Source organism: Rubritalea spongiae (assembly GCF_042652385.1).
GTDB lineage: Bacteria > Verrucomicrobiota > Verrucomicrobiia > Verrucomicrobiales > Akkermansiaceae > Rubritalea > Rubritalea spongiae.
In genome coordinates, this window is the sequence record NZ_JBHSJM010000001.1 from 1,665,214 (window position 1) to 1,684,911 (window position 19,698).

Here is a 19,698-nt window from a genome sequence, read left to right on the forward strand (position 1 = left end):
AACCTCAGACGCGCTTTCGACTGTATACACGTGGCTAACATCTCAATCTAACTCAACATCTGTAAAAAGCACATCATGCTCAAACCATTCAAAAAACTCTACTAAGCCAATCCCTTCTTTCAAGTCCATCATCTCAAATGGCTTCCCACTTCGTTTGCTCAAACAATCACCACGCATGCGCTCCACATCCGCTCCCACGTATGGCGCTAAAGTCACTTTATTCACCACTAAAAAGTCTGAATGCGCAATCGCCGGGCCACCCTTCCTCGGGATATCATCACCCTCGGTCACATCGATTACATAGATAAACACATCAGCCAATTCAGGTGAAAAAGTCGCTGTCAAATTATCTCCGCCACTTTCTATCAAGACAAATTCCAACCCGTCATGACGCTCTTCCATCAGATCCACTGCATCTAAATTCATCGAGATATCATCACGAATCGCCGTGTGCGGACACCCTCCTGTCTCCACTCCGACAATCCTATCTTCAGGAAGAGCATCATGCCTTAACAACATTTTAGCATCCTCTTGAGTATAAATATCATTGGTGATCACCGCCATGTTGCGCTCCTTGCCATAGCGCTCACAAATTTTTAGACACAGTGTCGACTTTCCTGAGCCAACTGGCCCGCCAATACCTACGCGAATTGCATTGTTAGATTTCTCTTTCATTAGGATATAAACATTCTAGCGGGAGCTTGCTCATGTCTAGCAGCAGCTAGATCCCACATCGGATTTGACGCTCCGATTTCATCAATCGGAACTATAAGAGACTCGCCGAGCTTCTCACAACAAACTTCTAACGCACTGTGTAAAAGCGACTGTGTTGCTCTGGGGCCAATTGGCAAAAGCTTCAACGCCGACTGTAACACCATCGAAAAAGTTTGATAACACAAGGACCAAGCAACAGCTTCAACAGGTGTCCTTTCTCTCTGAAAAATGTGCCCCATCACCACCGGACTTTGATAATATTTCCAACTCAGCAACTCTTCATCTTTCTGCTTTGACCAAGTCTGTTGATACACCTTCCATTGTTGTCTACCGATTTTACTAAGTGCCTCTCTGAGCTGACGCGATGGACGAGCAGCGAGAGAAAGAGCATCGAGCTCGGCCAGAAATTGCAAATCGTTCTCTGCACTCGCCCGCCACGCATGACCAGCCAAAGGAATGTCCGTGCGACACAAGGAATCAATCACATCGCGCTCGAGAAAAAGTCCTAAATCAGCCGCCGTTTGAATCACGCCTTGTTGAACTAATCCCTCGAGCCCCATAGAATGCGCATAGGCTCCCACCGGCAGAACGCCATCGCTGTAGTGCATTAAAACAGCAAGCCACTTGAAACTATTCTGTGCGTTCTCCTTCACTTTTAATGACTATGGCTCGAATGTAAGGCGCACAGAAATACATCTTCACGTCGCTCAAATGGAATACCAATTTTCTCCAATGAACGCGCAAGCGTGTGCACATCTTCTAACAAAATTTCTTTTTCTCTCACCTCTATCCCCAGATGTTGGTTACCTAAATACCAACCCACTTTCGCCGCCATTTCCAAGCTCCCCGGCATAGGGATAGCAATCACGTCCTCCGCATTTTGCTGAAGCTTATAACATTTACCGTCCGAACCTAACAACAGCGCTCCGTGCGAACTTGGCACCTGTAATTTATAAACCACTTCCAGATCCTCACTGAGCAACTGCCGCCAGCGGCGTTTCGCGATGGTGTGCCGATCAATGGGCAACAAACAGACATCCATAGGTTCTGCTACATCCCACTCCTCTTGAATCACCACTTGCTGGATTTTCGTCTCCATTAAAAAAGAAAATAGCGCTGAGCGAGAGGAAGCTCCTCCGCCGGCTCACAAGTAATTACCTCGCCATCTACCGTCACAGTGTACGTTTCAGGATCGATCTCAATTTCAGGCATCGCGTCATTGTAGATGAGATCCGATTTAGAAATTTCGCGAGTATTGCTCACTGGCACTAATTGCTTCTGTAACTTGAGACGATCAGCCAGTCCATTATCCAATGCAAGCTTACTCACAAAAGTTATAGAAGTTTTGAATTTCGCTGAGCCTTGCGCGCCAAACATCGGACGATAATAACACGGCTGCGGAGTCGGTATCGATGCATTTGGGTCACCCATGTTAGCCAAAGCGATCATTCCCCCCTTCAACACGAGTTCTGGTTTTACCCCGAAAAACATCGGCTTCCACAGTACAACGTCAGCCAATTTGCCAACCATTAGAGAGCCAACTTCATTCGCCATCCCATGGGAAATCGCAGGATTGATCGTATACTTTGCCACATAGCGTAGTGCTCTAAAATTGTCCGCAGCTGGGTGCTCTTCTGATTCCAGCTTACCCAATTGAAGCTTCATCTTATGCGCAGTCTGCCACGTCCGCATCACGACCTCCCCCACACGTCCCATCGCCTGACTATCCGACGAAATCATCGAAATCGCCCCTCTATCATGTAAAATATCTTCAGCTGCAATCGTCTGAGGACGAATCCGTGACTCAGCAAAAGCCACATCCTCCGGAATTTTAGAATCCAAGTGGTGACATACCATCAACATATCCAAATGCTCATCGATCGTATTGACGGTAAATGGACGCGTCGGATTCGTAGAAGAAGGTAGTACATTTGGGTGCGAACACACCTTCATGATATCAGGAGCGTGACCGCCTCCAGCGCCTTCCGAATGGTAGGTATGAATCGTCCGCCCAGCAAAGGCCTTCAGAGTATCTTCTAAATAACCAGATTCATTGAGCGTGTCAGTATGGATTGCCACCTGCACATCCATTTCATCAGCAACACTCAAGCAGGTATCAATCGCTGCTGGGGTCGTCCCCCAGTCCTCATGTAATTTCAGCCCAATGGCTCCCGCCATGATTTGTTCTCGCAGTGGCTCTTTAGTCGCACAATTGCCTTTACCTAAAAAACCAAGGTTCATCGGATACTCGTCCGCCGCTTCTAACATGCGGGTGATATTCCATTCTCCAGGAGTACATGTAGTTGCATTCGTTCCCGTAGCAGGTCCAGTCCCACCACCTAACATGGTAGTGACACCACTGCTCAAAGCTTCATCGATCTGCTGCGGACAAATAAAGTGAATGTGCGAATCAATTCCACCAGCTGTAATAATATTCCCCTCACCAGCAAGAACCTCTGTCCCCGCTCCGATCACCATCGTATCGAACACTCCAGTAGTCGGATCTGCAATCACCGAACCAATGCCGTCTTGAATATCCGGATTCCCCGCATGCCCAATTCCAACGATACGACCAGCCTTGATGCCAATGTCAGCCTTTATCACACCTAGCTCTGCATCGAGAATCGTCGCATTAGTGATAACTAAATCTAAACACTCTGCATCGAGCGCCTGTGAAGACTGCCCCATGCCATCGCGAATCACCTTGCCCCCGCCAAATTTAACCTCGTGACCATAACCGGCAGCTTCAGCAATATAGTCTCTCTCAACTTCAATAAAAAGCTCCGTATCTCCCAGTCGAACCTTGTCGCCAACAGTAGGTCCAAAATGCTCCGCGTATTGTTTTCTTGTGAGTTTTAACGCCATGTTACTCGCTTTCTAACTTTCCGTTTACTTTCCCCTGCAATCCCCACACTTCGCGTGTGCCTGCTAGGGCCACCAGTTCTACTTCTTTCGAATCACCAGGTTCAAACCGCACCGCGGTCCCAGCTGGGATGTTTAAGCGGAAACCACGAGCCTCCTCTCGATCAAAAAGTAAGGAATTGTTCGCTTCGTAAAAATGGTAGTGGCTACCCACCTGAATCGGGCGATCACCAGCATTACTAACTACGACAACTTTAGTATCCAAGCCTGCGTTGGCTTCTAACCATTCATCCGTATCCGCACAGATTATCTCTCCAGGTATCATTGAATAGGGTGGTGTACAGTTACAAGTTTCGTCCCATCAGGAAAAGTAGCTTCAGCCTGAACTTCATGAATCATTTCAGCCACACCGGGCATCACATCTTCTCTAGTCAATATCCGCGTACCTTCATCCATCAGCTCAGCCACGCTTTTACCATCGCGAGCACCTTCAAAAATTTCATAAGTGATAATCGCAACTGCTTCGGGGTAGTTCAACTTCACTCCCCTAGCCTGTCGTCTGCGGGCTAAATCCGCAGCAACCACTACCATTAGCTTTTCCTGCTCTCTCGGTGTTAGATGCATAATTCAAACCTCTAGATACTTGGCGATCACCTCATCAGTCAACTTCGATATTTCTCCAGATTGAACAATCGATCCACGCTCCATAATACAAAAATAATCTGAACACGCCTTTGCGAAGTCTAAATATTGTTCGACTAACAAAATGCTAATATTGTGATTCTTCTTAATATAAGTGATTGCGTCCTCAATTTGATCGATAATCGAAGGCTGAATTCCTTCCGTCGGCTCATCTAACAACAACACTTTGGGATTCGTAAGTAATGCACGGCCAATTGCCAACTGCTGCTGTTGTCCGCCTGAGAGAACACCGCCTTTTCGACTCTTCATATCCTTCAGCACTGGGAACAAAGTAAAAACTTCATCCAATTTCTCCCACGCATCTTTCCCATGGACACTCAAACTAATTTTCAAGTTCTCCCAGACTGTCAGATTCGGAAAAATATCGCGCCCCTGTGGCACATAACCAATACCCGCTCGCGCACGTTTCTCGATAGATGTCGACTGGATTTCAGCACCGTCAAAAGCGATCACTCCGCTACTGGAGGGAGCGATTCCCATGATCGTCTTCAGAGTTGTCGTTTTACCCACTCCATTTCTTCCCAAAAGAGAAAGCACCGAGTTCTCAGGAAGTTGCATTCCTACATCCCGCAAAATTCTCGAACCATCGTAAAAGACATTAATGTCTTTTAACTCTAACTTAATTTCTTCAGTATTTCCCATGACTCGCCCCTTATTTAATCGTGCTTCTGTCTTCCTAGATAAACTTCCTTAACCGTGGGGTCGTTAGCGACTTCCAAGAACTTCCCTTCCTTCAGAACATGCCCTTGGTGCAGAACCGTGACTTTGCGAGCAATCTGACGAATAAATTCCATATCATGCTCAACTACCATAATGCTGTGCTTTCCCTCCAAACTAAGTAGCAATTCACCAGTACGCTCCGTTTCCTCATCACTCATGCCTGCAGCAGGCTCATCGACCAACAAGATTCTCGGCTTCTGAGCTAGCAACATACCAATTTCTAACCATTGCTTTTGCCCGTGAGATAACAACCCCGCAGGATCATTTCTCATATCCTGCAAACGCACGGTCTCGAGCACCTCTTCGATAGCCTCCTTATCCTCAACACTTTCTTTGTAGAAAAGTGACTTCAATACGGAACGGTCATGGCTGAGCGACAGCACAATGTTCTCATAAACTGTATGATGCTGATAGATACTGGGTGTTTGGAATTTCCTAGAAATACCCAACCGGTTAATCTGATATTCTCTTAGCTTCGTGAGGTCGAGATCATGCCCATCGGATTGGTGATATGTTAAAGTCCCAGAATCGGGCCGTGTCCTCCCAGTGATCAGATCCATAAAGGTGCTTTTCCCCGCACCGTTAGGACCAATGATAGTCCTTAATTCGCCCTCGCCTAAGTAGAAATTCAAGTCGTTAATTGCTTTAAAGCCATCGAATGACTTCGTTACTGACTCGATCGACAAAACTAAGTCAGTGTCTTTATATAATGCAGAATGTGACATCAATTCAGTTAGTTTGAATTATTTAATACAGTTGCCTCGGTCTCCTTAGTACCTTGGAAACGCTGAAACTTCTCCTTCAATTGAGCCCATAGCCCAACGACTCCATTCGGCATGAACAACACGACAAACAAGAATACAAAACCTAATATAATCAACCAGCTCTCAGGGTAAGCCCTAGTCGTGAAACTTTTAAGTAGGTTAATCAATACTGCTCCAATAATCGGCCCGAACTTAGAACCACGACCACCGACAGCGACCCAGACAACAATGTCTAAGCCCTTCGTTGGCCACATCTCACTCGGATTAATGATACCAGACTGCGGCACGTACAGCGCACCAGCCAAACCTGCAATCATCGCACTTATCACGAAAATAAATACTTTATAGTGAGTAGTAGAATATCCTGAAAAACGCACGCGATTCTCAGAATCACGAATTGCTCGCTGAACTAAACCAAACTTCGACTGCAACAACCAAGCAATGAGGTAATACACCCCGATCAACAAAATCCCAGATGCCCAGAACAAGCCTCTAGCAACTCCATCACTATTAATGTCGTGTCCAAATATAAACTTAAAATCAGTGAAGCCGTTGTTTCCACCAAAAGTAAAATCGTTTCGGAAGAACAATAACGCAGCAGCATAAGTCAGAGCCTGTGTAAGAATTGAAAAGTACACCCCTTTAATCCGTGAGCGGAATGCCAACACACCGAACAAAAATGCGACTAAACCCGGCACCCACATTGCAGCAAAAATCGCAAACCATGGACTATAAAATGGCTTCCAGTGTATTGGCAGCTCATTGTAGCCAAGAAATACCATAAAGTCTGGCAAGCTGCTCTTATACGCTCCTAGCTCGCCAATCATTAACATCAAGTACATGCCGAAAGCGTATCCCCCCAATGCGAAAAACAAACATTGGCCAAGACATAACAGGCCAGTGTAGCCCCACAGCAAATTCAAACTCACAGCCAACACTGCATAACAGAGGTATTTCCCCCACACACTGAGCTGGAAACTCGAAACATGGAGTGCCGCCCCTTCTGGGAACATGAAGTTCAGCATCGGGAATATCACAATAAATGCTGCGAGTAGACCGAGCATGATCTTCTCAGCTTTATTATCAAATGGTAGTAATCTATTCATGGATCAAACTCTTAAAATTAATCATCAAGGCTACGGCTACGAGCTGGGAACAAGCCTCCAGGCTTAAACTGTAAGAACAAAATAATCATAAACAGCACCGAAATCTTACCCATCACTGGTCCTAACAGCGGCTGTAACACCTGATCCACCATGCCAATCCCCATGGAGGATACTGCCGCACCGATCAAGTTCCCCACACCGCCAACCACGACCACCATAAAGCTATCTACAATATAGGTTTGTCCCATAGATGGCCCGACATTACCAATTTGTGAAATAAACGCTCCAGCTAAGCCCGCCAAACCTGAGCCAAAGGCAAAAGTGAGCATATTCACCCTATTTGATGGCACACCCAAACTTGAAGCCATTTGACGATTCTGCATGGTTGCACGCACATGCAGCCCCCAGTTTGTCTTACTCAACAACAGCCTAGTCACAATCACTACCACGATGGCAGAACCAATCAGCATGATCCGATTGTAAGACATAAGGATTCCTCCAACATTTAAACTCCCAGAGAGCCATTCGGGTGAAGAAACTGAAACGTTAGCCGCTCCGAAATAGAGACGTAATGCCTGCTGCATAATCATTGATACAGCCCAGGTAGCGAGCAAGGACTCTAGTGGTCGTTTATAGAGAAATTGAATCAAACCTTTCTCTAACAAAGCCCCTGCTATTGCCGTTGTTAAAAACGCAAATGGTAGAGCGATAAGAAAATACCATTCGTACATCGCAGAATCGGCACCATAATTCTGCACTACATAATCTTGAACTAAGTACACACTGTACCCCCCGATGGCTATAAACTCACCATGTGCCATATTGATCACTCCCATTTGTCCGAAGGTGATCGCTAATCCATAAGACACCAACAACAGGACAGAGCCAGTACTCAAGCCCCTGAAAAAGGTCCCAATCCAATCCAATAACTTCTGGCGGCTATCAATCTTACGAATCGAGTCCGTGCTTGCTTTCACTAGCTCAGCATTGCCATTCGTCTCAGCTTCTTTCTGGATTTCAACTAACAAGTCCCTCGCCATAAAAGCATGCAAGTTCCCAAGCACTTTTACCGACTCCAGCTTCTCCTCCTCTGTTCCATTCTTTAGCAAAGAAACAGCAACAGCCTTCTCAAATGCCTCTCTAACATTCGAGTCTGACTGTTTACCTGACAACTCCTTTAACTCAGCCAAGTAATCGGGGTTTTGCCCCATCCCTAACTTCTCCGCCGCATAAATTCGCTTCGCAGGATCTGGTGACTTTAAATCTAACAAATCAACAATACGGCTTAACTTCTTACGTAACTTCCGAGATGCTCTATTTTTTTCACTATCCTCAGCTGGAACAACTATCTCGCCTGTTAGCAAGTCCTCATATTGGTTAAGTCCCACTTCAACATAGACTTCACTTTTAGAATCTGAAGATTGGATCTTGCCCACTCTCCACGCTTCCACGACATCAATAATGATCGGATCCCCTAGCTCATTTAACTCTTCTAGGGCTGTACTCTCAGCTTCTTCACTATCTGCAAGAATAAGACTATACAGGCATTTCCTAGCCGTCTCATCAGCATTAGCTGCCTGACTCAGACCTGCCCCTAAGATTGTCAAAATAAACACAACAATAGGGAACCTAACTAATAACATTTTCATAACAAAAAATAATCTACCTAACCAACCTCATATCCCCAAAAGCACCATACGTGCCAACTTGAGAAGCATCCACACCAGCGATCTAACAACTATCACTTCAACGCACTCAGCTCTGTTGCTCAACAAGAGCAACAGAGCTGTCACGCATCATTAACTATAGAAAGTTTTACTGTTATGAATAACTCAACTATCAGAAAAACTACTCACTAAATGTACCTTTAAGGAAAGGCTCACCGACCACATCTTCAATTGTCTCGATAATATCAAACTGGCCGTCCTCGAGCGTCTCACCGAGGTACACAGTTTTCGTCAAATGGTGATTTTTCTGGGAAGTAACAGTACCTCCAGGTCCGTCAAAACTAATACCTGATTCAAGAGCTTCCATGACCTTTTCTGGATCAAAAGTACCAGCTTTCTCTACGGCTGCCTTCCAAAGATACACACCATTATATGACAGAACCATCGGAGAACAGGTCACACGATTTTCTTTTACCACACCTGGTACTGTAGTTTTCTCTAACCATGCTTGGAAATCCGCTTTAAACTTCTCATTTGCAGGTGAATCGATCGACATGAAATAAGTCCAGCAGCCTAGGTGACCAACGAGATCCTTTGCTGGCAGCGAGCGGAACTCATCTTCAGATAGAGAGAATGAAACAACTGGGCAATCCTCAGATTTCAAGCCTGATGCTGAGAACTCCTTGAAGAAAGGAACATTCGCATCACCGTTAATTGTATTAATAACACAAGCATCACCAGATGCTGCGAACTTTCGGATATCTGCAACAATCTGCTGGAAATCACTATGTCCAAACGGGGTATAATTACCCGCACTAATCACATTCCCCTCGTCGTCTTTACGTAAGCCACCACCGATATTCTCTACTGGAATCCCCTTGGACTTAAGGTATTCGAACAAAACTAGGTTTGTCGTTTGGGGATAAACGTAATCTGTACCGATTAAATAGAATTTTTTATAGCCTTCATCTAGTAGGAAATCCACTGCAGGAATCGCCTGCTGATTCACCGCCTCCGCAGTGTAGAAAATGTTAGGAGACATTTCTTCTCCCTCATATTGCACAGGGTAGAAAAGCAATCCTTTGTGTTTTTCGTAAACAGGTAACACTGATTTACGCGATACAGATGTCCAACAACCAAAAGTAACTGACACCTTATCTTTAACTAACAACTGCTCAGCCTTCTCAGCAAACAATGGCCAATCAGAAGCTCCGTCAGCGACCACTGGCTCTATCTTCTTTCCTAACACTCCACCATTCGCGTTGATTTCATCAAAAGTGAAAAGCAATACATCACGAAGCGACGTTTCAGAAATCGCCATAGTACCACTAAGGGAATGGAGCACACCGACTTTTACAGTTTCTTCCGCTTGCACTGACTGACTTGCAAGCATGGTACTAGCCCCTACAGCTAGAGTTGCTTTAAATAAGCTCGATAATTTTTTCATTGGTTTTATTGGATTTTAAATTGCCTAAAAAGGGCAGGATGCAGCGAAAACCAAGATCACCCGTTCGAAACAACCTAGTTTCCGCTGCTCATAGACTTTGCTTAAATCTCTTAGAAATCGAGAGATAGACCGATGTTACCTGTGATAAATGCCTCATCAGCATTACCAGTGACATCATCGTTAGTATAATAACCAGTGAGGCCACCATTCACGGCCCAACCTCCATAAATTGGGTAACTAACCTGAGCCCCTGCACTCGCATAACCAAAGCCACTATCATAACCGTGGAAATCATTCGGAGTAAAGGCTAGTGCCACAGGGAAACTGATAGATAACTTGTCGTACTCCTTACCTGGCTCTACACCAAATACAAAGAATACTCCATCTTCACCTCCACTAGCACCTTCACCTACTCGAATGTGAGCTAGGAAAGATGGGTTAAGCCAATGATCATAAGCATATCCTAGATCAATAATATCCTCAGTACTACCACCGTACACCCATGCTTGATATGTTACACTAAAGCTGTGCGCACCCATCGAATACCCAAGGCCAGCCCAAAAATCCACCTCTTGGATCTGTCCACCAACAGAGTCTGTAGTCGGCAAGTTATCATTAATATCAAACCATGTACCAACACTTAACGTGAGGTCATCAGTAACGGCAAAATCGAGATTAACAGAAGGGTTAAACGTTGCATCTGTTCCAAAATCAGTTCCTGCACCCCAGACATCTAGACCATAAGATATGAAGTGAGTATTATAAGATAAATCCAACGTACCAGAGACATATTTTACTGGTTCAGTCTCCATAACAACTGGCTCTGGAGTTCCTGCTAGCGCTGACCCAGCAATCATGCTCATGGCCGCAAATGTAAACATATTAGTATTATTCATAGTTTTGTGTATTTGTCGTTTTAGAGCACTTTACATCGCCCTACTTCGACAAAACCATCAGCATTAGACGTGCCAATATATCTAATTTATTGATATTATTATGAATAAATTTCATTCATTGATAACCATAAATTACATTCATACTAATTCTGGGAATCTGTAACTTCAGCTAGCGATTGCTTTACGATTATTAAATATCGAGGTATCCTGCATACATGCATCGCATAGGACTCTCTCATATCCTAATTTGGCTCACCTCAGCATGCGCCCTTTTACTAAGCTCTTGTTCAAATCAGATCAAAGCTGATAGCGCACATCTCTCCCACTCCTTCGTCCATGGAAAAACAGCGTACCTTGGACCTGACGGTATAGCCCACGCCCCACCGAAGGCTCCTAAAAGCGTTCATAAAATGGTAGCAGCCGCAAATAGCCTAGTCGGTAAGCCATACAAATATGGTGGCGGTCACCGTAGCTTCTACGACTCAGCTTATGATTGCTCAGGCGCAGTTTCCTACATTCTTCACAAAGGAGGTAAACTCGACGGCCGACCGCTCGTCTCCAAGGAATTTTTCGACTACGGCAAAAAAGGCTACGGCGATCACGTGACTATCTACGTACGAAAAGGACATGTCTTCATGGAAATTTGCGGCCTCCGCTTTGATACTGGTGGCACTTGGAACTCTACTGGCCCACGCTGGAAGCCCGAGCGCCGCGGTCTAAAAGGATATTATGTGCGTCATCCTCGCGGCCTGTAAAACTGCTGTTAGTCAAAAACTTCAAAAAGTTCTCGCCCCTCTCGCTTGGTACACTATGGATGCCTGCCTAAGCATTTCACAACATGAGTATTTTCAACAAAACAGAATTTAACGACGAGGTAGAAATTCTCGTTGATAACTTGGAACAAGCATCTAACCAACGTGAACTCACTCGCGAGGAACGCGCACTCATCGATGTACTCGATACCGTTAAACTCATTGAAGATGGTGAAGGGCTGAATGAATTCTGGCTCAGCTCTATCGATCACACTCGCGTGATCAACTCTTTTGAACTCGTCGGCGCAACCACCATCGTAGACACCTTTAATTCAAGCCAATGGTGCCAAGCTGCTACTGAAGACCGCAGCCAATACTCCGACACAGAGCTCAACTACCTCTCTGGTATCGAAGAAGAGTATTTCGAAGCTCTCAACGAACTCCCAGATCTCGTCGACGCCTTTATCGAAGACGAACTCGACTCCTAACAAACTCACGGAAACTCGACAGCGATTCCTCCAGTCGAACAAAAACGGCGAAATTGCTCTTGAAGCTCCGCGTGTGTCCGCCCGCGGAGCAGATGCTTTCTAGCCTCTTTCTCAACCTTTCCTTTTTGCAAGGCCTTGATGTATGCTTTCATACCAGCGGCATCACCATTACCGTCTTCGTGATAGAAAAAATAAGTGAGCATTAATGCCACCGCATAATTTTCGTGCACTCTTCCCCTAGAAAAATTTTGGTAATTTAGATCCATAAATTGCTCAAGCGGCATCATCGCTATTCTCCCTCCTAACCGACGTCCTGAACCGTCTGCCAATCCGTCCTTATCTCTCACATAATCAAACATGCGGGTCTTACCATTCACCACATGATACGCTCCATGCGTATAACGTGTCGAAGCCACATACTCCGCACTCCCTTCAATATACCAGGCAGGAAAACGCGTACCTCCGGTGAGTTGATGCTGCAGCTCATGCGCTAACACTTTGTTAGATACATCCTTCACATACACCCATTCTCCTCCTCTATCCTCTAAACCTAACATCTCTAAAGGCACCATCACCATTTGCGTACGGGGTAGATAAACTCCAGCAGACCCAGGTGATCCTCCAGCTCGTACATAATTGCGATAATTTCCAAATAAATAGATCTTAAACTTCTCTTCTTTCTCTAGATAGCGACCAGAAGCATTGAGTGGCAGCTCCATCACGTACTCATATGTCGTTTCAAATAAAACAGCAAAACGTTGGACTACCTTTGGCTCGAGCTTAGCATCTGAAACAAATCGGTAATGTGTACTCTCATACACATAATGCCCTTTCTTAAACTCTTGATACTTCGCTTGAATATCTATTCTCGTGGGTGCGTACACAGTTCTCGGCCATGATGCGCTGAACCCTCTTCCTGAAGTATCAATCCAGCTCGCATAATTATCGTCCCCGCCTTTGCTACGTATCCAACCATTCACATATACCAGACTTTGCGGGTCTAGATCTTTCAAAGCAACTTTGTAAGTTACACCATTCTCCCCGACAATATACGCCTGCTTTGCCACCACATAACGTATATGTCCTGTCAATGTCCTCGAGTCTTTGATCGTGAATTTCTGGACAGCATAACTACTCAATAAAGAAAGTAGCCATACGAGCAAAACTGGGAAAATACGAAGCATGCCGCACGCTAACATTCTCCAATCACAACTCAAGACCAAGACGAGCCTAGCTTATCCCAACCTCTTGCCAATTTCTTCAACATCTGAGGAAAAATGATCAGATGGAATGGATAAGTGCAAAACCAATAGAGTCGGCCTAACAAGCCACGTGGGCGGAAGACCGCTCGTTGCTTTAGCTTCGTTTCGCTCACAATAAACTCTAACCAAGCTTCACCAGGAAGCTTCATCTCCGCGTAAAGAATCAATCTTCCAGCCTCTTTATCTGCGACCACGACTCTCCAAAAATCCAAGGCATCACCTGTACGTAAATCCCATTGGTCACGCCTCCCGCGGCGCATCCCCGCCCCTCCAAACACCTTATCCATGATCCCTCGCAAATGCCATGCCCAGTCCATACTCGGCCACCCATGCGCACCTCCAATACTCCAAACAGAATCGATCACCGCCTCTCGACAGACCTCTATCCGACATTCACGCGTATCATGTAAAACCCCATGCTCAGGAATCTTTACATTCCGTATATGCCGTGCGTCAAACTTCCCCGAAGCCATCGAATCATACCAAACCGACGGCACCCTATTCTGAGCCACTCGCGACAATGCCAGTTCAATCGCCTCATCATAAGCAAGCAACGACTGTGGTATAATTTCACTAATAGAATCCTCCTCACATGTCGTCTGTAAATGTAATGATCCTACCAAGGCTCTCGCTAACGGAAAGCTAGTCGCCGTCATAAAATACAACCAATAGGCCGAGAGCTTCGGACTAAGAAAAGGAACGGGAACTACCAAGCGCCACAATCCACGAACACGTGCGTAGCCTTTTAACATTTGCTGATAAGTCAGCACTTCAGGCCCGCCTATATCGAATGACTTTCCTGTGCACTCCTCACGAACAACGCCATCAATCACACCTAACAAATAGTGTATTACATTCCGAATTGCAATTGGTTGACACTTTGTCCGTGTCCACTTCGGCGTAGACATCACAGGTAGCTTCTCTACGAGATCGCGAATAATCTCGAAAGAAGCACTTCCTGATCCAACAATGATAGATGCTCGCAACACAGTGAGAGGAATTCCCGAAGACGCCAGAACATCCGCAACCACCATACGAGAAGATAAGTGCTCTGATAACTTCTCTCCAGCCGGAGCAATTCCTCCCAAATAAACAATTTGCTGACACTCAGATTGCTCTAACCAATCAACAAAATTCTTAGCACATTGCTTCTCTCGCTCAGCAAAATGCTCACCGGCCCCCATTGAATGTAATAGGTAATAGGCACTCTCTACTCCAACTAACACATCTGGAGGAGGTAAACTCTCAGTCTCTAAATAGTCGGCTTCTATTAAAGTAAGCATCGAACTCCATGCCTCAAAATCCTTCAAAGGGAAGCGACTAGCATTTCTCACTTGCGCAACAACTTCATAGCCAGCATCCAGCAAAGAAGGAATAAGTCGTAGACCTATATACCCATTTGCCCCTGTAACTAATACCTTCACTCCACACACTCTAGCATACCTCTTGCCAATTCCACTAAAACACTACGCATCATTTCGATGTGGAGCGATGAACTTACGTGCATCGGGAAATTTAAATCTGCGCCATTATCATTTTCAGATCAAAGACATAGCTCATTCCGAGTTGTAGGAAGTGCCACTCAATCTACCCTCTAGCATTATTCTCACTCACATTAAGCACAGATAGGCCCGATCCATGAAAAGCTTCATCATATTTCTAGCACTTACTCTCCTCTGCTCAGCCAAAGGAAACTCGCCATTTCAAATAGATGAAAATGAGAAAATCATTTTTTTGGGAGACTCCATTACTAGAATGGGGACTAAACCAAAAGGATATATCTCCCTAGTAAACCAAGCCGTTCAGCAAACGCGTTCAAACGATAACATCCAAGTCATTGGCAAAGGAATTGGTGGAAACAAAGTCCCAGATCTCCTCAAGCGCCTCGAACGCGATGTTCTAGACCATCGTCCAACAATGGTGATGGTTTACATCGGCATTAACGACATTTGGCATTGGACTAGGCCACATCCAGTGACCAAGGAACCCAGAGAAGGAACCACAGTGGAAGCCTATGAAGCAGGACTGAGAGACATCGTCCAGCAACTCCAGCAACAAAAAATTAAAGTCCTCCTCTGCACGCCGACAGTCATTGGCGAAAATAGCAACTCGGCTGAAAATTCACGCTTAGACCAATACTCTAACATTGTCAGAAAAATAGCTGCCGATACTAACTCCGACCTCCTCGACCTCCGCAAAATTTTTGTCGATTATCTCCGAAAAAATAACCCTCAAAATCAACGATCAAATATACTCACAAGCGATAGCGTCCACATGAATGATCAAGGAAATGCCCTCCTCGCCAAATCCTTCCTCAGTAAATTTGGAATGAAGCTTCCACAGCCATCCACTACCACAGCACCTCCAAATGAAGACCTCGCTGTCTATCTACTCATTGGTCAATCAAACATGGCTGGCCGCGCTCCAATCCCGAGTGAACTAGCAGGAGATTTAGAAAATGTATTCCTACTCAATGACGCCGGCGAATGGGCTCCCGCTAGAAATCCACTCAACCAATATTCCACCATCGGCAAGCCACTCCACATTCAGAAACTCGGCCCTGGATATTCCTTCGCACAGTCGATGGTCAAAGCAAACCCGATGCAACAAATCGGCCTCATCGTGAATGCCCGTGGTGGATCAAAAATAGAAAGCTGGCAAAAAAAACAAGAGTACTACCAGCAAACCCTTGATCGCGTGCGCCAAGCCCAAAAACTAGGCTCACTCAAGGGTGTCCTCTGGCACCAAGGGGAATCCAACCATGAAGACCCAGAATACCTCCCCAAACTCATCCAATTTATCAATGACTTAAAGGCCGACCTGAGCATGCCCGAGCTCCCCTTCATTGTAGGTCAAATCAACAACGTCGCACTCATCAACAATCAGCTCAATCAACTCCCACAAAAGGTCAAACATACTGCTTGCGTCTCCTCAGAAGGACTCACTACAAGCGACAAATGGCACTACGACACCAAGAGCCAACTCATGCTTGGCGAACGCTTCGCCAAGGCTATGCTAGAACTGCAAGAATAACTTCTTCACAGCCTGTAGTTTTAAAATCGATGTAGCTACTGAAACCCTTGCAAGTTTGTAGTTCTGTACGACATTGCCCCATGGCGGCAAAAAAATCGGCGAAAAAGAAGCAGGCTATACGCAAGAAACCCACAGCAGATGAGATTGAGGAATACTATTGGGATCACACGCTGACGGAAGGTCAGCGACCCAAGTCAGTCTATGCATTTTGTAAGCAATTCGACCTCTCTGAAGGAGACTTCCACACCCACTTTAGTTCCTTCGAGTCACTAGAAGCACGCTACTGGCAATCCACTGTCACTGATACCATCAGCGTATTGGAAGCTGACGATGACTACGCCGAATACCCTACTCATCAAAAGCTTCTGGCGTTTTACTACACCTTTTTCAGCCATATTCAGAACCACAGATCACGCATCACCCAGTGCTTCCCATGCCTCCAGCAAATGACCCCGAGCGCACTCAAAGCAATGCGGAGTAGCTTCACAACATGGGCAGACTCTCTCATTCAAGAAGGAATCGCCAATGGTGAAATAGCTGACCGCAAAAAGCTCAATGACCTCTACGCAAAAGGCCTGTTTGAGCAGCTGCGCTTCCTCATCGATTACTACCGTAAAGACAACAGCGAAAACTTCCAAGACACAGATGCGTTGATTGAAAAATCCGTCCGCTTCTTTGCCGACAGCGCACGCTCCGGCGTGTTGGACTCCGCTCTCGACCTCGCTCGCTTCATGCTGCGCCGCATTCAACTCTAAATAAGCATGAAAGAGCAAACATCGATCCCGAAACATAAGTTTGGCCGCGCCGCCTCACTCACCGCAGCTGGTGCTCGCGTAGGAGTGAACTACCTAAAGTTCGCCGGTAAAAAAGCCATCACTGGTAAGGAAACCAAAGCTGAGTTTCACGAAGCCACCGCCGCTGAAGCCTTCGGCACATTCAGTAAACTCAAGGGAGGGCCCCTCAAACTAGCGCAAATGCTCAGTATGGACCGCAACCTGTTGCCAGAACCATACGTCCGTGAATTTTCAAAAGCACAGTACTCAGCCCCACCGCTCTCCTATCCGCTCGTCGTAAAAACATTTCAGAGCGAACTTGGCAGCCCACCAAGCGACCTTTTCGACAGCTTCACTAAAAAAGCCGTCGCTGGCGCCTCTATTGGACAAGTACACAAGGCCGAATCGAACGGCCATGACTACGCCATCAAAGTCCAATACCCCGGCGTGGCAGATAGCATCCATTCGGATCTAGCTATCGTAAAGCCACTCGCAATGCGCCTTTTCAAACTAGATGCAGCTTCGATCAATCCTTACCTTAAAGAGGTTGAAGAACGACTCACTGAAGAAACCAACTACCTGCTAGAACTGAGACGTTCACAAGAACTCGCTGAGCAGTCCAAACACCTAGATCGCATCCGCTTCCCAGGCTTCCACCCCGAACTTAGCACTCGGCGTATCCTCACCATGGATTGGGTTCACGGCGAAGTATTAGACCAATTTTTCGAGCGCAATACCGATCAAGCACTTGCGAACCAAATAGGCCAATCACTGTGGGATTTTTACCACCATCAGGTTCACAACTTGCGGGTCTTCCACGCCGACCCTCATCCAGGAAACTTCAAAGTCCACGATAATGAACTTTGGATTCTAGATTTCGGCTGTGTGAAAGAACTTCCTGACACTTTCTATCGACAATACTTCAGCTTAATGGAGCCAGAAATTTTTAATACCCCTCAAAAATTCCAAGAACTTCTCTACAAAATAGGACTACTCCTTCCTGATGATTCCCCAACTGCAGTAAGAAAACTTACTGACATTTTCCATGAATCTGTCGACCTTCTCTCGCGACCATTTCAGCAAGAAACATTTGATTTCGGTGATGAATCGTACTTCCGTGAACTCGCCGATTTCGGTGACCGCACGCGTGATGACGCAGAGCTTCAAGCTCTCAACTCAGCACGCGGCAATGCAGACGCACTCTATCTGAACCGCACTTACTTCGGACTCTACAACCTAGCGGGCGCTCTCAAAGCTGAGCTCAAGACAACACGACCCGAGCCTCTAAAACCCAGCCAGCACCGTCTTCCCGCGTGACGTACCGCTTTCGATTTTAGCGTGCACCGCACGTAAAGTTTCCGCATTGATTCTCCCCGCTACCTCAGTGGCGGTGGAACGGATCTTTCCTTCATCAACCAACTTTGCAACTTCGTTAAGTATCCTACTTTGCTCCTCAATATCCGAAGTCCCAAAAAGCGAACGCGTGAACATGAACTCCCAGTGAATTGAAACTGACTTTCGCTTAAATGGCATGATCGACAAATCACTCGGATCATCGATCAATCCGAAGCGTCCCTGCGGAGCAATAAGCTCAGCAATCCCCTCAAGGTGTTGATCAGTCTGGGTCGTAGAAAATACAAACTCAGGAGCCCTCAAGCCTAAGGCAATAATTTGCTCGGGCAATGGCTCGCGATGGTTAATCACATGATGCGCACCACATTCGCGCGCCCATGCTTCAGTTTCAGGCCGAGACGCTGTTGCGATCACAGTCAAATCCGTCAGAGCTCGAAGCAGTTGTATAGCAATAGAACCCACACCTCCAGCGCCCCCAATGATCAGAACGATATCACCACCTTCAGCCCTAGGCCTATCTACCATCAGTCGGTCGAACAACATTTCCCAAGCCGTCAAAGCTGTAAGAGGTAATGCTGCCGCTTCAGAATCGCTGATCGAACTCGGCTTTCGCCCCACTATCCTCTCGTCCACCAAATGAAACTCGCTATTCGTCCCAGGTCGCACCAATGACCCAGCATAAAACACCTGATCCCCCACTTTAAAATTTTCTACAGATCCGCCTATCTCTTCTATAACTCCAGAAGCATCAAACCCTAAAACTGCATATTCATCTCCTTCAAATGGCGGACGCGCTCTACGCAACTTCGTGTCCACCGGATTTACCGACACCGCCTCTACCTTCACTAACAAATCGCGACCACTCGCCTTCGGCTTTTCTAGAACAACATCTATCAGCGACTCTTCCGAATCAATCGAACCGGGCACTTTATAGGCAACTGCTTTCATCATCCATAAGTGTACGCTGCTCTCCCCCGCACGCAACGCATTCTCACACTTATTCCGTAGGAGTACTATCAGTCACAAGATTTTAGAAGCACTTATAATCTCTTTAGTCTGATTATTATTCTAAAATTTTAGATCAACATCACAGATCCCCCTCATTTTTTTATAAATAAAAAACTCAGTTTGGGGCAAAGCCTAGGCAATGACGTTTATC

At 46.0% G+C, this 19,698-nt stretch carries 20 protein-coding genes; 5 read left to right on the forward strand and 15 right to left on the reverse strand.

Translation table 11 applies throughout. From position 1 onward, the window contains the following. Positions 1-42: 42 nt before the first annotated feature. The 12 genes from ureG to ACFPK9_RS07600 form a co-directional block, all read right to left on the reverse strand. Positions 43-675: an urease accessory protein UreG gene (ureG, locus tag ACFPK9_RS07545; RefSeq protein WP_377094234.1), complete on the reverse strand. Its 633-nt coding sequence runs from the start codon at positions 673-675 to the stop codon at positions 43-45. Next, on the reverse strand, positions 675-1,322 hold the full coding sequence (locus ACFPK9_RS07550) for an urease accessory protein UreF (RefSeq protein WP_377094235.1): 648 nt from the start codon (positions 1,320-1,322) through the stop codon (positions 675-677). The genes ureG and ACFPK9_RS07550 overlap by 1 nt, the downstream gene beginning before the upstream one ends. Positions 1,323-1,369: 47 nt before the next feature. Further along, positions 1,370-1,813, reverse strand: coding sequence for a UreE family protein (locus tag ACFPK9_RS07555; RefSeq protein WP_377094236.1), 444 nt, complete (start codon positions 1,811-1,813; stop codon positions 1,370-1,372). Next, the gene (gene ureC / locus ACFPK9_RS07560) at positions 1,813-3,579 is read right to left on the reverse strand and encodes an urease subunit alpha (protein WP_377094238.1); all 1,767 of its coding nucleotides are present in this window, start codon (positions 3,577-3,579) and stop codon (positions 1,813-1,815) included. Before ureC ends, ACFPK9_RS07555 begins: the two co-directional genes overlap by 1 nt. A 1-nt stretch (position 3,580) precedes the next feature. After that, entirely contained in the window at positions 3,581-3,901 is a 321-nt protein-coding gene (locus ACFPK9_RS07565; protein ID WP_377094240.1) for an urease subunit beta, read from the reverse strand. Next, positions 3,898-4,200: an urease subunit gamma gene (locus ACFPK9_RS07570; protein WP_377094243.1), complete on the reverse strand. Its 303-nt coding sequence runs from the start codon at positions 4,198-4,200 to the stop codon at positions 3,898-3,900. The genes ACFPK9_RS07565 and ACFPK9_RS07570 overlap by 4 nt, the downstream gene beginning before the upstream one ends. Positions 4,201-4,203: 3 nt before the next feature. After that, positions 4,204-4,920, reverse strand: a complete 717-nt coding sequence (gene urtE / locus ACFPK9_RS07575) for an urea ABC transporter ATP-binding subunit UrtE (protein WP_377094244.1) — start codon at positions 4,918-4,920, stop codon at positions 4,204-4,206. A 14-nt stretch (positions 4,921-4,934) separates the two neighbouring features. Then, positions 4,935-5,723 (reverse strand): urea ABC transporter ATP-binding protein UrtD, encoded by a 789-nt coding sequence (urtD, locus tag ACFPK9_RS07580; RefSeq protein WP_377094245.1) that lies wholly within the window; start codon positions 5,721-5,723, stop codon positions 4,935-4,937. 8 nt (positions 5,724-5,731) lie between these two features. After that, positions 5,732-6,868: an urea ABC transporter permease subunit UrtC gene (urtC, locus tag ACFPK9_RS07585; RefSeq protein WP_377094246.1), complete on the reverse strand. Its 1,137-nt coding sequence runs from the start codon at positions 6,866-6,868 to the stop codon at positions 5,732-5,734. A 17-nt stretch (positions 6,869-6,885) separates the two neighbouring features. Continuing rightward, the gene (urtB, locus tag ACFPK9_RS07590; protein ID WP_377094247.1) at positions 6,886-8,484 is read right to left on the reverse strand and encodes an urea ABC transporter permease subunit UrtB; all 1,599 of its coding nucleotides are present in this window, start codon (positions 8,482-8,484) and stop codon (positions 6,886-6,888) included. Between the two features lie 232 nt (positions 8,485-8,716). Beyond that, the gene (urtA, locus tag ACFPK9_RS07595; RefSeq protein ID WP_377094248.1) at positions 8,717-9,982 is read right to left on the reverse strand and encodes an urea ABC transporter substrate-binding protein; all 1,266 of its coding nucleotides are present in this window, start codon (positions 9,980-9,982) and stop codon (positions 8,717-8,719) included. Between the two features lie 110 nt (positions 9,983-10,092). Beyond that, entirely contained in the window at positions 10,093-10,878 is a 786-nt protein-coding gene (locus ACFPK9_RS07600) for a hypothetical protein (protein ID WP_377094249.1), read from the reverse strand. Between the two features lie 215 nt (positions 10,879-11,093). Between ACFPK9_RS07600 and ACFPK9_RS07605 the strand changes: the two genes are divergently transcribed. Then, positions 11,094-11,633, forward strand: coding sequence for an NlpC/P60 family protein (locus ACFPK9_RS07605; RefSeq protein WP_377094250.1), 540 nt, complete (start codon positions 11,094-11,096; stop codon positions 11,631-11,633). A gap of 83 nt (positions 11,634-11,716) precedes the next feature. After that, positions 11,717-12,118 (forward strand): hypothetical protein, encoded by a 402-nt coding sequence (locus ACFPK9_RS07610; RefSeq protein WP_377094251.1) that lies wholly within the window; start codon positions 11,717-11,719, stop codon positions 12,116-12,118. Positions 12,119-12,123: 5 nt separating this feature from the next. On the opposite strand, the gene ACFPK9_RS07615 is transcribed toward ACFPK9_RS07610, so the two are convergent. After that, entirely contained in the window at positions 12,124-13,302 is a 1,179-nt protein-coding gene (locus tag ACFPK9_RS07615) for a hypothetical protein (protein WP_377094252.1), read from the reverse strand. Between the two features lie 29 nt (positions 13,303-13,331). After that, on the reverse strand, positions 13,332-14,804 hold the full coding sequence (locus ACFPK9_RS07620; protein ID WP_377094253.1) for an SDR family oxidoreductase: 1,473 nt from the start codon (positions 14,802-14,804) through the stop codon (positions 13,332-13,334). A 214-nt stretch (positions 14,805-15,018) separates the two neighbouring features. Between ACFPK9_RS07620 and ACFPK9_RS07625 the strand changes: the two genes are divergently transcribed. The 3 genes from ACFPK9_RS07625 to ACFPK9_RS07635 all read left to right on the forward strand — a co-directional run bounded on the left by ACFPK9_RS07625 (position 15,019) and on the right by ACFPK9_RS07635 (position 18,503). After that, complete coding sequence (locus ACFPK9_RS07625) at positions 15,019-16,413, forward strand: DUF459 domain-containing protein (RefSeq protein WP_377094254.1); 1,395 nt, start codon at positions 15,019-15,021, stop codon at positions 16,411-16,413. 80 nt (positions 16,414-16,493) lie between these two features. Further along, positions 16,494-17,168, forward strand: coding sequence for a TetR family transcriptional regulator C-terminal domain-containing protein (locus tag ACFPK9_RS07630; RefSeq protein ID WP_377094255.1), 675 nt, complete (start codon positions 16,494-16,496; stop codon positions 17,166-17,168). Positions 17,169-17,174: 6 nt separating this feature from the next. Then, complete coding sequence (locus tag ACFPK9_RS07635; RefSeq protein WP_377094256.1) at positions 17,175-18,503, forward strand: ABC1 kinase family protein; 1,329 nt, start codon at positions 17,175-17,177, stop codon at positions 18,501-18,503. Here ACFPK9_RS07635 and ACFPK9_RS07640 read toward each other — a convergent pair. After that, complete coding sequence (locus tag ACFPK9_RS07640) at positions 18,471-19,487, reverse strand: zinc-binding alcohol dehydrogenase family protein (protein WP_377096579.1); 1,017 nt, start codon at positions 19,485-19,487, stop codon at positions 18,471-18,473. The genes ACFPK9_RS07635 and ACFPK9_RS07640 overlap by 33 nt on opposite strands. Positions 19,488-19,698: the final 211 nt, after the last annotated feature.